The 12,730-nt window shown below is 46.8% G+C and carries 13 protein-coding genes; 6 read left to right on the top strand and 7 right to left on the bottom strand.

Going from position 1 to position 12,730, the window contains the following annotated elements:
• The first annotated feature begins 280 nt into the window (after window positions 1-280).
• The 4 genes from radC (at window position 281) to P2W83_RS02950 (ending at window position 4,371) form a co-directional block, all read left to right on the top strand.
• Complete coding sequence (radC, locus tag P2W83_RS02965) at window positions 281-970, top strand: RadC family protein (protein ID WP_276132200.1); 690 nt, start codon at window positions 281-283, stop codon at window positions 968-970.
• A 65-nt stretch (window positions 971-1,035) separates the two neighbouring features.
• Entirely contained in the window at window positions 1,036-2,034 is a 999-nt protein-coding gene (locus tag P2W83_RS02960; protein ID WP_276132199.1) for a Gfo/Idh/MocA family protein, read from the top strand.
• Between the two features lie 43 nt (window positions 2,035-2,077).
• A complete protein-coding gene (locus P2W83_RS02955) occupies window positions 2,078-2,938 on the top strand; it encodes a hypothetical protein (RefSeq protein WP_276132198.1) in 861 nt (286 codons plus the stop codon).
• A gap of 8 nt (window positions 2,939-2,946) precedes the next feature.
• Complete coding sequence (locus P2W83_RS02950) at window positions 2,947-4,371, top strand: sugar transferase (RefSeq protein WP_276132197.1); 1,425 nt, start codon at window positions 2,947-2,949, stop codon at window positions 4,369-4,371.
• On the opposite strand, the gene P2W83_RS02945 is transcribed toward P2W83_RS02950, so the two are convergent.
• The 6 genes from P2W83_RS02945 to P2W83_RS02920 are packed head-to-tail and all read right to left on the bottom strand — an operon-like array spanning window position 4,348 to window position 9,763.
• On the bottom strand, window positions 4,348-5,697 hold the full coding sequence (locus P2W83_RS02945) for a bifunctional folylpolyglutamate synthase/dihydrofolate synthase (protein WP_276132196.1): 1,350 nt from the start codon (window positions 5,695-5,697) through the stop codon (window positions 4,348-4,350). The genes P2W83_RS02950 and P2W83_RS02945 overlap by 24 nt on opposite strands.
• Window positions 5,698-5,705: 8 nt before the next feature.
• The gene (locus P2W83_RS02940; RefSeq protein WP_276132195.1) at window positions 5,706-6,542 is read right to left on the bottom strand and encodes an energy transducer TonB family protein; all 837 of its coding nucleotides are present in this window, start codon (window positions 6,540-6,542) and stop codon (window positions 5,706-5,708) included.
• A gap of 36 nt (window positions 6,543-6,578) precedes the next feature.
• Window positions 6,579-7,871, bottom strand: coding sequence for a radical SAM family protein (locus P2W83_RS02935; protein WP_276132194.1), 1,293 nt, complete (start codon window positions 7,869-7,871; stop codon window positions 6,579-6,581).
• 29 nt (window positions 7,872-7,900) lie between these two features.
• Window positions 7,901-8,512, bottom strand: coding sequence for a hypothetical protein (locus P2W83_RS02930; protein WP_276132193.1), 612 nt, complete (start codon window positions 8,510-8,512; stop codon window positions 7,901-7,903).
• Window positions 8,513-8,549: 37 nt separating this feature from the next.
• A complete protein-coding gene (locus P2W83_RS02925) occupies window positions 8,550-8,897 on the bottom strand; it encodes a cupin domain-containing protein (RefSeq protein WP_276132192.1) in 348 nt (115 codons plus the stop codon).
• Between the two features lie 20 nt (window positions 8,898-8,917).
• The gene (locus P2W83_RS02920) at window positions 8,918-9,763 is read right to left on the bottom strand and encodes a DUF3658 domain-containing protein (protein ID WP_276132191.1); all 846 of its coding nucleotides are present in this window, start codon (window positions 9,761-9,763) and stop codon (window positions 8,918-8,920) included.
• Window positions 9,764-9,975: 212 nt separating this feature from the next.
• On the opposite strand from P2W83_RS02920, the gene P2W83_RS02915 reads away from it, so the two are divergent.
• On the top strand, window positions 9,976-10,194 hold the full coding sequence (locus tag P2W83_RS02915) for a hypothetical protein (RefSeq protein ID WP_276132190.1): 219 nt from the start codon (window positions 9,976-9,978) through the stop codon (window positions 10,192-10,194).
• An 83-nt stretch (window positions 10,195-10,277) separates the two neighbouring features.
• Window positions 10,278-10,676, top strand: a complete 399-nt coding sequence (locus P2W83_RS02910) for a VOC family protein (RefSeq protein ID WP_276132189.1) — start codon at window positions 10,278-10,280, stop codon at window positions 10,674-10,676.
• 52 nt (window positions 10,677-10,728) lie between these two features.
• Here the strand turns inward: P2W83_RS02910 and P2W83_RS02905 are convergent, their stop codons facing one another.
• Entirely contained in the window at window positions 10,729-12,720 is a 1,992-nt protein-coding gene (locus P2W83_RS02905) for a DNA topoisomerase IV subunit B (RefSeq protein WP_420831754.1), read from the bottom strand.
• Window positions 12,721-12,730 lie beyond the last annotated feature (10 nt).

The raw sequence follows: 12,730 nt of genomic DNA, 5'->3' as shown, positions 1-12,730 counted from the left end.
TACTGACTGTCTTTTAAAGTTGACTTGGTGAAATGTTATTTTATTTGTATATTTGTTATGTGAAATTTGTGAGGTCTGTTGTGACTTTGGAGTGCTTTCTCAATTGTAGTAAAGGAGCAGTATGGTTCTTTCAAATCGACAACAAACTGTAACAAATTCGCGCCCAATATTATTACCGGCTTGAATCTCGAAGAACGACAATGGACGGCAGAAAGCAGTCGACAACAAATTTGATGGTAACACGCATACGACATATATTTATTGTATAATACCTATCCAGATGGTTTTGTCCAACAGTATTAAAAATTGGGCGGAAGACGAAAGACCCCGCGAAAAGATGTTGCAAAAAGGTGCGGTGTCACTCTCGGACGCCGAACTGCTGGCTATTTTGATCTCGAGCGGGACAAAAGAAAAGTCGGCACTTGACCTTGCCAGGGAAGTGTTAGGACACGCCCATAACAATCTGCACGAACTCGGCCGTCTTGGTGTTGTCGAACTGCAGAAGACAAAAGGTATTGGCGAGGCCAGGGCTATTACAATTGCTGCAGCATTGGAGTTAGGACGTCGCCGGCAAATAACCGAAGGCCTGCAGCGGCCAACTATCACCCAAAGCGCAGATGCGGCTGAAATTGTGATTCCCTTGCTGCGAGACCTGAACCACGAAATGTTCTGCGTACTGTATCTGAACCAGTCGAGCCGGGTATTGCGGCACGAAATGATCAGCAGTGGCGGTTTGACTGGTACGGTTGCGGATATAAGAATGATCCTGAAAAACGCGCTTTTGTACAATGCTAATAAATTGATCATTGCGCACAACCACCCTTCGGGAAACCAGCAACCCAGCCTGGCCGACAAAGAATTGACCAAAAAATTGAAGGAAGCAGCGGAATGGATGGACATTAAATTGCTCGATCATCTTATTGTCGCAGGAACCTCTTATTTAAGCATGGCGGACGAGGGTATTATTTAGTGCCTATTTCTTGTTATCTTGCAACGGTTCATTTCTTATAAATAGAGAAAATTCCAATATAAACATTGCAGGACAGTAGAATTAAAGTCGGAGTATTTGGGGCCGGGCACCTGGGTAAGATACATATTCAGCAGTGGCTGCAGGTTCCTGACGCGATCTTTGTTGGTTTTTACGATCCCGATGATTCACAGGCACAATCTGCCATTTCTCAATATGACGTTAAGCGTTATGACAGTGTTGAGCAATTGATCGATGCCTGCGACGCGCTGGATATTGTTTCCACCACGACCACGCATTACGAGATCGCAAAGCAATGCCTTACCAAGTGTAAGCATCTCTTTATAGAGAAACCGCTGGCACATTCCATTGACGAAGCTGCTGAATTGGTGCAACTGGTAAAGGAAGCCAATGTAAAATGCCAGGTGGGTCACGTGGAGCGTTACAACCCTGCATACCTTGCGTTGGGTGAGCAACCGTTGCAGCCTATGTTCATTGAGGCCCATCGCCTTGCTCAATTCAATCCACGTGGTACCGATGTGTCAGTGATACTCGATCTGATGATACACGATATTGACATCGTGATGCATTTGGTCAAATCGCCTGTACGGCGCATTTCGGCAAGCGGTGTAGCCGTGATCAGTGAAACAACCGATATTGCGAATGCCCGTATCGAGTTTGATAACGGATGCGTTGCCAATCTTACATCCAGCCGCATTTCTCTCAAGAAGATGCGCAAGATGCGCCTGTTCCAGCGCGATGCGTATATAGGTGTTGACTTTCTCGAGAAGAAAACCGAAGTTGTACGTTTGACGGATGACACAGCAAAAAGAGGAATGCTTGATATACCCATCCAAATGGGTAATGGGGAACAGAAATTGATATCCGTCCAGATGCCTGAAGTAGAAGATACGAATGCCATCAGAATGGAACTTTCAGAGTTTGCTCAAAGCATTTTGACTGGCCGCCCGGTAAGGGTTTCTGTTTATGATGGCTTCCAGGCCATGGATGTTGCTCACCAGATCCTAAAAAAGATGAGTCAGCACAGGGAATTACACAATGTTTAATCAGAAATTGCGTTATAACGAAAGAGTGTATCAATTATTGTCAATGAGAAGTGCCTTAACGATATTTTTTTTGGTGTTGCTGATATCTGGATCGGGATGTAATGTCATTAATCCGTCAGAAAGTATACCTACATATGTACGTATAGACTCATTCAGTTTTGTAACAAAAGATTATGCGAGAGAGGGAAGTGGGTCACAAAAAGTGACCAGTGCCTGGGTGTATTTTAACAACCAGGCAATTGGAACATTCCGATTGCCGGCGACGGTCCCCATAGTCATGGATGGCCCGGGAGATGTGAATATTATTCCCGGTGTTGCATTAAATGGTCTCAGTTTCGAGACACAGTATCCGTTCTTTTCAACTTATGATACGTCCATAGCCGTAGCCCAGGGAAAAACTATCTCAATTACACCAAAGATCAACTACCTGGAGTCGGCAAAATTTCAATGGAAAGAAGATTTTGAGCTCGGCATAGGTAACAGGTTCGTGGAGGTGAATAGCGACAAAGCTGAAGATACCAGTATTACCAGGGTAACAGACGAAAGGGTGTTCGAGGGGGGCGGCTCTGGCTACGTCCAGCTCGATTCAAAACACCCGTCTTCTGAGATCATTACAAATGATCCTTTTACCATCACGCAGGGTAAGTCTTACCTGGAACTCAACTACCAGGGAACAACATCATTTGTAGTGGGGCTGCAAACAACACAGTCTGGTAATATCGTGTTTGAGTACATTGGTGGAGTAAAAGCTAAGGATAGCTGGAACAAGATATATTTCGACCTATCGGCATTCACGGCAAAATACCAGACAGGCTCGTATAGGCTGATGATAAAAACAACATTAGACAGCGGCTTGTCCGAAGGCTATGTGCTGCTTGACAATATTAAAGTTGTATCATTCTAAAATAAGTCATGCGTTTTACCCCTCTGAAAAAACGTGCGATTCGGCAATTAGTGCTACTGGATTACGTAGCAGCAGCTGCCGCGTGGATGATATTCTGGACCTATCGTCACCAGTTGCTGGAACAGACAGGTTTTTTAGAAGCATTAAAAATGCTTCGGTTTAGAGATTACGTTTTTGGGCTGGTAGTATTGCCCGGCGGATGGCTTTTTCTATACTTGCTGTCTGGTACCTATTTCGATCTTTACCGTAAGTCCAGGCTCAATGAGGTTAATAGGACGTTGATCTCATGTATCCTGGGCACTATCTTCATTTCTCTTTTTGTATTTGCAAACGATGCCACTGATTATTCCTACTTCATTAGGATGACAGGCCGATACCTTTTGATCCACACAAGCTTTACGCTGTTTTTGCGCCTGGCTATTTTTAGAGAGGTGAAGAAGAATCTCATTAGAGGCAAAGTAGGATTTAATACACTTATCATTGGTGGCAATGCGAAGGCAGTGAACATCTACAAGCAGGTAAGCGAAAGCCCCAAAGTGCTCGGCAATATTTTCAAAGGATTTATCTATTCAAATCTTGAGGCGGCCAACGGCATGAGCAAACATTTGCCGCAGTTGGGTCATCTCTCAGAATTGGAAAATATTATTGATAGCCACGAAATAGAAGAAGTGGTTGTAGCAGTGGACTCGTCCGAGCACCATTTGCTTGAGAATATCTTGACCCGCCTTAGCTATCGCCCAGTTGTGATCAAGGTGTTGCCTGATATGTATGATATCATCTCAGGGTCAGTAAAAACAAGCAACGTGTACGATGCTGTATTGATCCATATTCATCCCGACCTGATGCCAGACTGGCAACGCGTAGTAAAGCGTACACTGGATATTCTGATCTCACTTTTTGCATTGATCATACTATCGCCGGTGTTCTTGTTTGCCGCCATAAAAGTGGCGCTCTCTTCACATGGGCCCATTATTTATAAACAGAAAAGGATGGGGTTGTTTGGAAAGGAATTCTATATCTATAAGTTCCGGTCGATGTATCTTGATGCGGAGCGTCATGGTCCATCGCTTTCGAGCAAGACAGATCCACGTATTACGCCATGGGGCCGATTTATGCGCAAGTGGAGGCTGGATGAATTACCTCAATTCGTGAATATACTGAAGGGGGATATGTCACTGGTAGGGCCACGGCCGGAGCGCAAACACTTTATCGATATCATCAGCCAGACGCATCCTCACTATAGGTATCTGCACAAGGTAAAGCCTGGTTTAACCTCGTGGGGTATGGTGCAGTACGGTTACGCTGAAAACGTGGATGAAATGCTGGAACGTATGAAGTATGACCTGCTATATATAGAGAACTGTTCACTCGCGCTCGATGTAAAGATCATGCTCTATACTATGATGGTGCTATTCCAGGGTCGTGGGAAATAATAGGCCGTTATTGACGCTTAAATATTCAAGACCTTCTCCAACTATAAAGAAACTACCAGTTATCAGCACCGCACCTGTGTTGCCTGCAGCGTTCCTTGCCGCTTTTACAGCTTCATCAACTGTAGGGTATACTTTTCCTTCAAGACCTTTCTCGCTTGCTAACTGTTTTAGCTCATTCATATTTAGCGCCCTTGGAATTTGTGCCTGGCAGAAATAATAAGTGTTGTCAGTTGGGAAAAGGGAAAGTGCGGCACTTACGTCCTTATCTTTTACAAACCCGAGAACAATGTGTTTGTCTTTAGCTTTGACATTGTCCCATTGAGCCAGTACTTCCTTCAATCCTGCTGGGTTATGAGCGACATCGGCTATGATGAGCGGTTGTTGTTGTACTATATCCCATCTTCCTTTCAGCCCGGTTAGTCTTTTTACTTTTCCAAGTGCCAGGATTATGTTCTCTTTCGATATATTAAGGCCGTGGTTGGTTTTAAGAATGTCAATCGCAGCAAGTGCTGTTTTGATGTTAGGTACCTGGTAATTGCCTTTCAGATCCGTTTTCAGATCAAACATCTCCATTTTGGCCCGGTGTATCGCTTTGAAATACTGATACTGCTGGTCTTGTTTTACACGTACGAGGTCCCACTGTGCATCAGCGTAATACAATGTGCTTTGTTTGTGTATAGACTGCTCAAAGAATACGCGTTCGGTTTCCGAATGTTGTTGGCCGATAATAACTGGCACCTTCGCCTTTATGATGCCGGCTTTTTCTATAGCTATCTGTTCCAGCGTATTGCCGAGCACATCCATGTGATCATAGCTGATATTCGTTATGATCGACAAAATCGGCTCAATGATATTGGTGCTATCCAGTCGGCCGCCAAGGCCAGTTTCGATTATTGCAAAATCAACTTCATTTTCGGCAAAGGCCTGGAAAGCCATCGCAACAGTTACTTCAAAAAATGAAGGCTCTACCTGTTCAATGAGTTTCTTGTTCTTTTCTACGAAATCAACCACCCAATCCTTTGACACCTGTTGACCGTCAATGCGTATACGCTCCCTGAAGTCGATCAGGTGTGGTGAAGTGTACAAGCCGACACGATAACCCGACTGCTGGAGTATAGCAGCCAGCATATGGCTGGTGCTTCCTTTACCATTGGTACCGGCAATGTGAACTGATTTGAACTTTTTATATGGTTCTCCCAGTGCTTCACAAAGACTGGTTATGTTTACCAGATCTTTCTTAATAGCTGCAGCGCCTTGTTTCGAAAATTGCGGCAGCCTTTCGTATAAGTAATCGATCGTGTCGTTGTAAGCAGCTTGTGTGTTCATACCGGGTATTAAGAACGGGTTTTGAACACAAAGGTAATATTGCCAAACTGTTCTTCAGGCGCTTCTTCGCTTTTATTGAATTTTACTTTTTCCAGCTTTCTCAGCGCAATAGCGCGTAATTCGCCGTTGCTGGCGGACACTACCTGTTTATTTGTAATAACCCCGTTTTGATTGACTGTTATGCGGATGACCACCTTGCCACCTTCCCTGAATTCAGCTTCAGGTGGAGGAAATGCGATAATGGAGCGACGGCTGAGCGTATGACTTATGCCATTGCCGCTGCCAGGAGTGCCTGTATAATTGCTGGCACCCGGTGTTCCACCAGGTATACCTTTATCGCCGGGGCCATTCCCATTGCCTTCGCCACGACCGGGGATATTGGCCGGACCGGCGTTGCCGCCCGTTCCGTTGCCGCCATTATAGACGTACCGCGGACGTTGGTTCGTATTATTATCGTTATTCTGACGGGTGCTCCGTTCGGTATTTCTTGAAGTGGCCTGTTGTGTTGCCACTTCCCTTGCTTTTACTTTTTGCGTGTGGGCGATCGAGGGAGCTGTGCGATCTTCTGTACGCAATATTTCCTTTGCTGCTGGCTTAGGAGCAGAGGCAGCCTTGTAGGTAGTTGCAACACTTGTTGCAGCGGGGTCTGCTGTATTCATTGGCTGATCGTCACCACTGCCATCTTCGTCTGTTCCCAGGTTCACTTCCATGCCAAGTTCCTGCAAAGGTTCCTGCGCTGCGGGGGAACTATATCTGACAAAAATGAACAGCAGCAATAGTACCACGTGCACGCCCACAGTCCATGCTGCTGCGCGGTTGTTTATATGACGATCTGCTATGTTCATATTATCTAAAATACCTAAACTAATGCTAGAATTACGTTAATGTGCAAAATCTGTTTCGAAATTGCGCATGCGCTCCATAGGCGGATTGTAATAGCCAAATTTTACATTCGGGAACTCCTCGTGCAGCAGTTCCATCATTTGCTTGATACCGATATATTCGCCCGTGTCTGTAACGCCGAGTTTACCTAGGTACCAATCAGGGTCGATGTTGAAGTTGCGCCACTGTATCATGCTCAGGTCTGTATACTTTATCAGTTCACGCATGGCTTCATATTCATCAACACTGTCGGTCATGCCGGGGAATGTGAAATAATTGATAGAAGCCCAGCCACCATGGTTGCGAACGATGCGGATGCTTTCAACAATGTCTTCAAACTTATAGTTGTTAGGCAGGTAGTATTTGGTGTAGATCTCGGGCCTTACCGAGTTGAGACTTACACGAATGCTGTCAAGGCCGGCTTGCATTAGCTGCTCGACTGCCGCTGGTTTGCTACCATTGGTGTTAATGTTAATGCTGCCTTTCTTCGTATGCTTGCGTATCTCGATGATAGACTCTTTTATTGTTTCCCACATCAGCAATGGCTCACCTTCACAACCCTGGCCGAAACTTACGATGGGGTAAGGAGCAGTTTCAAGGTGTGGAACCGTGAATTCTACTATCTCCGCAGCAGTTGGTTTGAACGTCAAGCGATCTTGAGATGAAGTGATGGTTTCTTCTTGCGGTTGGAAAGATATGCAACCGATACAGTTAGCGTTACATGCCGGCGAAGAAGGTATTGGACATTCCCAACGGCCCATGAAATAGTTTCTTGCTGCCGGGCAATGGTAGGTGAGTGCACAGTTATTAGCGAGGTGTTGCACCAGCCTGTTGTGCGGGTAAGCTTCAAGCATGTGTTCTACACCAAGCTCTATCTTGTTGTCATCGTAGCCTTTGCATTCCTGGCGTATATCACGTTCGATGCGTACTGCAGGCACATAGAATTTCCCGTCGTGCCAACCTACTGCGGTGTAGCAGAACAAAGGAAGCGTTTGAGCATCTGGTATAGCTTCAAATGCGGCCAGGTAAAGGCCGGTGTGCGCAGGTGGGATAAATGCAGCTACTGCCCATCCTTTTTCGCAAAGGCGCATTTCACCTGTCTTTACATCGATGCCTATGCCCCTGCGATCAGGTAGCTGGTACAGCGAACCACCATCGGGCAACTCTATCCAATCTTCTTCAGGTACAGGAACCGCATCCCAGCCTGTTCTTCCTATTGCATACAGGGAGGTGTCCTCAAAAGTATTGCCCTGGCCGTCTGCATACAGCAGGTATGGTGAACTTGATAACATGTCTAAATTCAAATTAAACAGAAGCGAGACTACCAATCATGAGGGTCTCTTTGCAACTTGCCTGCTTCTATTTGTGTACTACAAAATTGTTCAAAACGGTCTTTATCGAAGCCAATAGAACCTACAGTCCATTGGAACATTCTATTGTCTTTTAAATTGATGGTCAAGGTGCCAAATCGCAATAGTACCTGTTCGATCTCCGGCCAACGCAGGTTGCGCTTGCGCGAAGTCAGTGGTAGCCTTACTCCTTGTTCGTCAACATGAATAGTTAGAGCTGAGTCCGCTTGCTGTTCCCAAAAGATAGCGAACAATATAGCTGCGCCCAATATTCCGCACATGGCAGCAGGGATGGGGAACTTGCTCATCGCCAGGTAGCTCGCCAGGCACAACAACACCATCAACTCCCCGATGCGGAAAAGGCGATTGACTTTTGGTTGCCTGATCCACTTATTGCGGAGAAGGGCAGTGCCTAATAACAGCACACCGGCCACAAGCAAGCCGATAGTCAGCGTGTGTATGGGTGACTGCAATAAGGAGAGTATAGCCCCACATCCCGCCATGACCAGGCCGGCCATCAGGTGCAATGCTATCACCTGGCGGGGTTTTACCCTGGCTTCAGTAAGGGGCAGTTCAAATGTCATAATGCCCGCAAAGTTAAGCTAAATCAGGCGTTTAGCCCTAAAACTTAGGTAGTTCGAAGGTATCGGCGGCATGCTCCGCTATGGAGTTCATTTCGAGCAGCACACAGTCTGTCTCGGCTATGAGTTCGTGCCAGACCAGGGGCGGCACCTGCAGTTTTGCCGGCCCCTCGACCACCGTGGTTTGCATCTCGGCAGCACCTACGGCTTTCCAGTTAAGGCGCAGCTTACCCTGTAGCAAAACCAGTATTTCCGGCGATTTTGCTGCCGAAATGCCTTTATGATAATGTCTTCCGCTGACGCTACCCGCTTTACGGAAGAGAATGAGCTGCTGTCCCGACCGATCATGTAAATATTCAGCCGTATAGCCACGCTCGTCGCTTCCCACAAGGGGAATTGGCTCGATCATCATGATACGGCGGCATTCTCTTCGGCTACCGGGGCCTGCCCGGCGTCGCCACCTGGCAGTTTTACCTCGAAGTCCTTCAGTTCCTTCATCACATTGCCTTGCAGCAACAGTTTGCCTTCCTCAGCCATCTTGCGCAAACGCCATCCAAGATGCACATCGCCAGTAGGCAGGCCAAACTTGCTCAATGCCTGGGTAACAATGCGCGAGGCCTTCTGGAATTGGTGTGAGCAGAAGCTCATCAGCTGGTTATCGTAATGTGTCTCCGGTTGGGATGCCAGTTTTTTGCCACCACCGTGCGTACGGATACCTGCATTTTCCTCTACCAGTTTGCGCCATTCGTCACCGTCTACTTCTACTTCGGCGTGGGTGACAGGGCGGGCCAGCCTGCGAGCTTTAACCAGTTCTTTAGGTAGTATCTCGCTGATACTCTTAGGATAGAATACTTTGCCTGCTTCGTTAAGGAACGGAAGGTTGGCTATGTTCAACAGGAAGAACCTGCCCATGTGCTTGCTCAGGTAGGGGAGCATCCAATGATAAGCCACCACATCGGCAGGGGCTGGAGCCATCCAAAACCAGGCCTGTGCAGTTTCGTCTTTGTACAAGGCATTTGAGATCTCCAGCAGGCGCTCCATATCGTCCACTTTCAGCTCCTTGTCTTGCGGTATCACTTGCTGCCAGAATTCGGTACGCAGTTCGCTAAAGCTTTGTCCCTCTGCTTTTTGGATAGGGCCAACATGCAGAATATCCTTCATCACGATCACTTCGCCCTGCAGCGAAGGCTCTGACATTACAGCTTCATTCAAGGGAGCCGCTGCCAGGTCTCCAACTACTATGTGGTAAATCATACAGCAAATTTAATGTTCGGTTTCCTGATAAAGCAGAGGCTTAATCCCAGTGTTTATAACGTGTGGAAGAAGATTGTGGAATCCTGTTCAGCTACTGCACATATTTATAAGCGTTGTTCTTCATAGCTGGTCAATAATTAATAGTTGGTGAAAAATTATATAACGATTCTGTGCACGATTTTTTTAGTGTGAGGCGATAAAACGGCCATACAATGAAATTTTACCATATTGTGTACGCGAAAAACAGGATCGTTTCCTGTAGTGAAACCGGGGAAAAGATCTCTGGCAATGAACCCTATTATGAGCATAGTAACGGGCAACTCAGTTTTGCCATCGTTAAGGCGGATAATGAATCGCAGGCCCGGTCGATCGCGAAGTATCTCGCCATAGAGTTGCAGCAGAAGCATAAACCACAGGACGCAGCTAAGTAGCCTGGTATATTTCACCATTTTTAAGATTGTTTAGCCGATGGTCCAAGCTTGTAATTTCTATATTTGGGCTATCAATTATGTCTATGCAATTCAAAAATGCCATAAGCTGGTTTGAGATACCGGCCACTGACCTTGACCGCGCTCAGAAATTCTATGAAACTATCTTCGGCATCAAGATGATATCGGCCGACTTTCCCAATCTTAGGATGCGCATGTTCCCGATAGAAGACCCGATGGGTGTGGGCGGCGCTCTTTGCGATAGCGAGGGCTTTCATACGCCGTCAGCTACCGACGGTCCACTGATATACCTGAATGCCAACCCGGATGTGCAGCTGGTGCTGGATAAGGTAGAAGCAGCAGGCGGTTCGATCATGGTTCATAAAACGGAGATATCTCCTGAATACGGTTACATGGCTGTAATACTGGATACTGAAGGCAATCGCATTGCTTTACATTCGGTGCCTTCTTCTCAGGCTGTTTAGTTTTATAGTGATTAATAATAAGAATGGCGCCCAAAGGGCGCCATTCGATATTTTAGGATGCTGCTACTTCTTCTATAAGGTCTTTCTCTACACGCAGGTTGTCGATAATGAACACCTGGCGTTGCGGCGTATTCTTGCCCATGTAGTATTCCAGCAGTTTTTGTATCTGTGCATCGTGGCTTAGCAGCACGGGTTCCTTGCGCATGTCTTCACCTATGAATTGTGCAAACTCTTCAGGTGATATCTCACCCAAACCTTTGAATCGTGTGATCTCGGGTTTGCTGCCCAGTTCTGCAATGGCGCGCCTGCGCTCTTCGTCGCTGTAGCAGTAAATGGTCTTCTGTTTGTTACGCACACGGAACAGTGGTGTGTCGAGTACAAACACGTGGCCGTTACGTACCAGGTCTGGGAAGAACTGGAGGAAGAACGTCATGATGAGCAGGCGGATGTGCATACCATCCACGTCGGCATCGGTGGCTATAATGATATTGTTATAGCGCAGGCCTTCCATACCTTCTTCAATATTCAGCGCGTGTTGAAGCAGGTTGAACTCTTCATTCTCGTACACTACTTTCTTGGTGAGGCCATAGCAGTTAAGCGGCTTACCACGCAAGCTGAATACCGCTTGTGATTCCACATGCCGGCTCTTGGTAATTGAACCGCTGGCCGAGTCACCCTCGGTAATAAAGATGGTGCTCTCCAGTTGTTTTGCTGTAAACTCTTCTTTGTTTTTGCTTGGCGGATCGTCGTTCAGGTGAATGCGGCAATCGCGCAGTTTCTTATTATGAAGGTTGGCTTTCTTCGCACGTTCGTTGGCCAGCTTACGGATGCCTGACAGTTCTTTGCGTTCACGCTCACTTTGTTCGATACGTTTCTTCAGTGCATCGGCAACGGTCGGATTCTTATGCAGGTAGTTATCCAGCTCCTTAGACAGGAATTCCAGCATGAATGACTTCATAGACTGGCCGCCTTCAGACATGGTCAGCGAACCAAGTTTGGTCTTGGTCTGCGATTCAAATACTGGCTCCTGCACTCGAACGGCGATAGCCGCGCAAATGCTCTGGCGTACATCCGATGCTTCGTAGTCTTTCTTAAAGAAATCGCGGATCACTTTTACATAAGCCTCACGGAAAGCAGCCTGGTGTGTACCACCTTGTGTGGTATGCTGACCATTTACGAACGAGTAGATGTCCTCGCCGTAATCACCCGTATGTGTAATGGCCAGTTCCACATCTTCACCTTTCAGGTGAATGATGGGGTAGCGCATGGTTTCGGGATTGGTCTTGCGCTGCAAGAGGTCAAGCAGACCGTTCTTTGAAACATAGTTCCTGCCATTGAAGTTGATCAGCAGGCCCGCATTCAGGTAGCAGTAGTTCCATACCTGGTTCTCAATGTATTCGCTCAGGAAGTGGTAGTTGCGGAATACCGAATCATCCGGAGTGAAAAATACAGCTGTGCCGTTTGCTTCGCTGGTGGTTGTTTCTTTATGTTCGTTTGTCAGTACGCCTTTTTCAAACTCGGCAGTTTTCATTTTGCCTTCGCGGAAGGCCGATACCTTGAAATAGCTACTCAGGGCGTTCACCGCCTTGGTACCCACACCATTCAGGCCCACCGATTTCTGGAAGGCTTTGCTATCGTACTTCGCACCTGTATTGATCTTACTTACAACATCTACCACTTTACCCAGGGGGATACCACGACCGTAGTCACGCACGCTTACAGTTCCGTCCTGCACTTTCAGATCTACACGCTTGCCGAAGCCCATGGTGTATTCATCTATACAGTTGTCTACCACCTCTTTCAGCAGGATATAGATACCATCGTCAACACTACTGCCATCGCCCAGCTTACCGATATACATACCGGGACGCAGGCGGATGTGTTCGCGCCAGTCGAGCGACCGGATACTGTCTTCGGTATACTGATTAGTTAATTCTGCCATGTCTTTCTTCTTTCCTTTCTGCAAAGAAATAGAATTAGCCGAATTGTTTTTAGAAGGTTTGGCTTTGGCCGCGGGTTGTGCATAATTTTTCGGTTTTTCCACAACCACAGGT

Origin of the sequence: Polluticoccus soli (assembly GCF_029269745.1) — a bacterium.
In the GTDB taxonomy this organism is placed as follows: Bacteria; Bacteroidota; Bacteroidia; order Chitinophagales; family Chitinophagaceae; genus Polluticoccus; species Polluticoccus soli.
This window is presented reverse-complemented; position numbering and strand designations above follow the sequence as displayed.

Coding starts and splice junctions, on each gene's coding strand:
- P2W83_RS02920 (WP_276132191.1), bottom strand. CDS start 9,763: ATGATTTACCACATAGTAGTTGGAGACCTGGCAGCGGCTCCCTTGAAT.
- P2W83_RS02915 (WP_276132190.1), top strand. CDS start 9,976: ATGAAATTTTACCATATTGTGTACGCGAAAAACAGGATCGTTTCCTGT.
- P2W83_RS02930 (WP_276132193.1), bottom strand. CDS start 8,512: ATGACATTTGAACTGCCCCTTACTGAAGCCAGGGTAAAACCCCGCCAG.
- P2W83_RS02910 (WP_276132189.1), top strand. CDS start 10,278: ATGCAATTCAAAAATGCCATAAGCTGGTTTGAGATACCGGCCACTGAC.
- P2W83_RS02940 (WP_276132195.1), bottom strand. CDS start 6,542: ATGAACATAGCAGATCGTCATATAAACAACCGCGCAGCAGCATGGACT.
- radC (WP_276132200.1), top strand. CDS start 281: ATGGTTTTGTCCAACAGTATTAAAAATTGGGCGGAAGACGAAAGACCC.
- P2W83_RS02955 (WP_276132198.1), top strand. CDS start 2,078: ATGAGAAGTGCCTTAACGATATTTTTTTTGGTGTTGCTGATATCTGGA.
- P2W83_RS02945 (WP_276132196.1), bottom strand. CDS start 5,697: ATGAACACACAAGCTGCTTACAACGACACGATCGATTACTTATACGAA.
- P2W83_RS02950 (WP_276132197.1), top strand. CDS start 2,947: ATGCGTTTTACCCCTCTGAAAAAACGTGCGATTCGGCAATTAGTGCTA.
- P2W83_RS02935 (WP_276132194.1), bottom strand. CDS start 7,871: ATGTTATCAAGTTCACCATACCTGCTGTATGCAGACGGCCAGGGCAAT.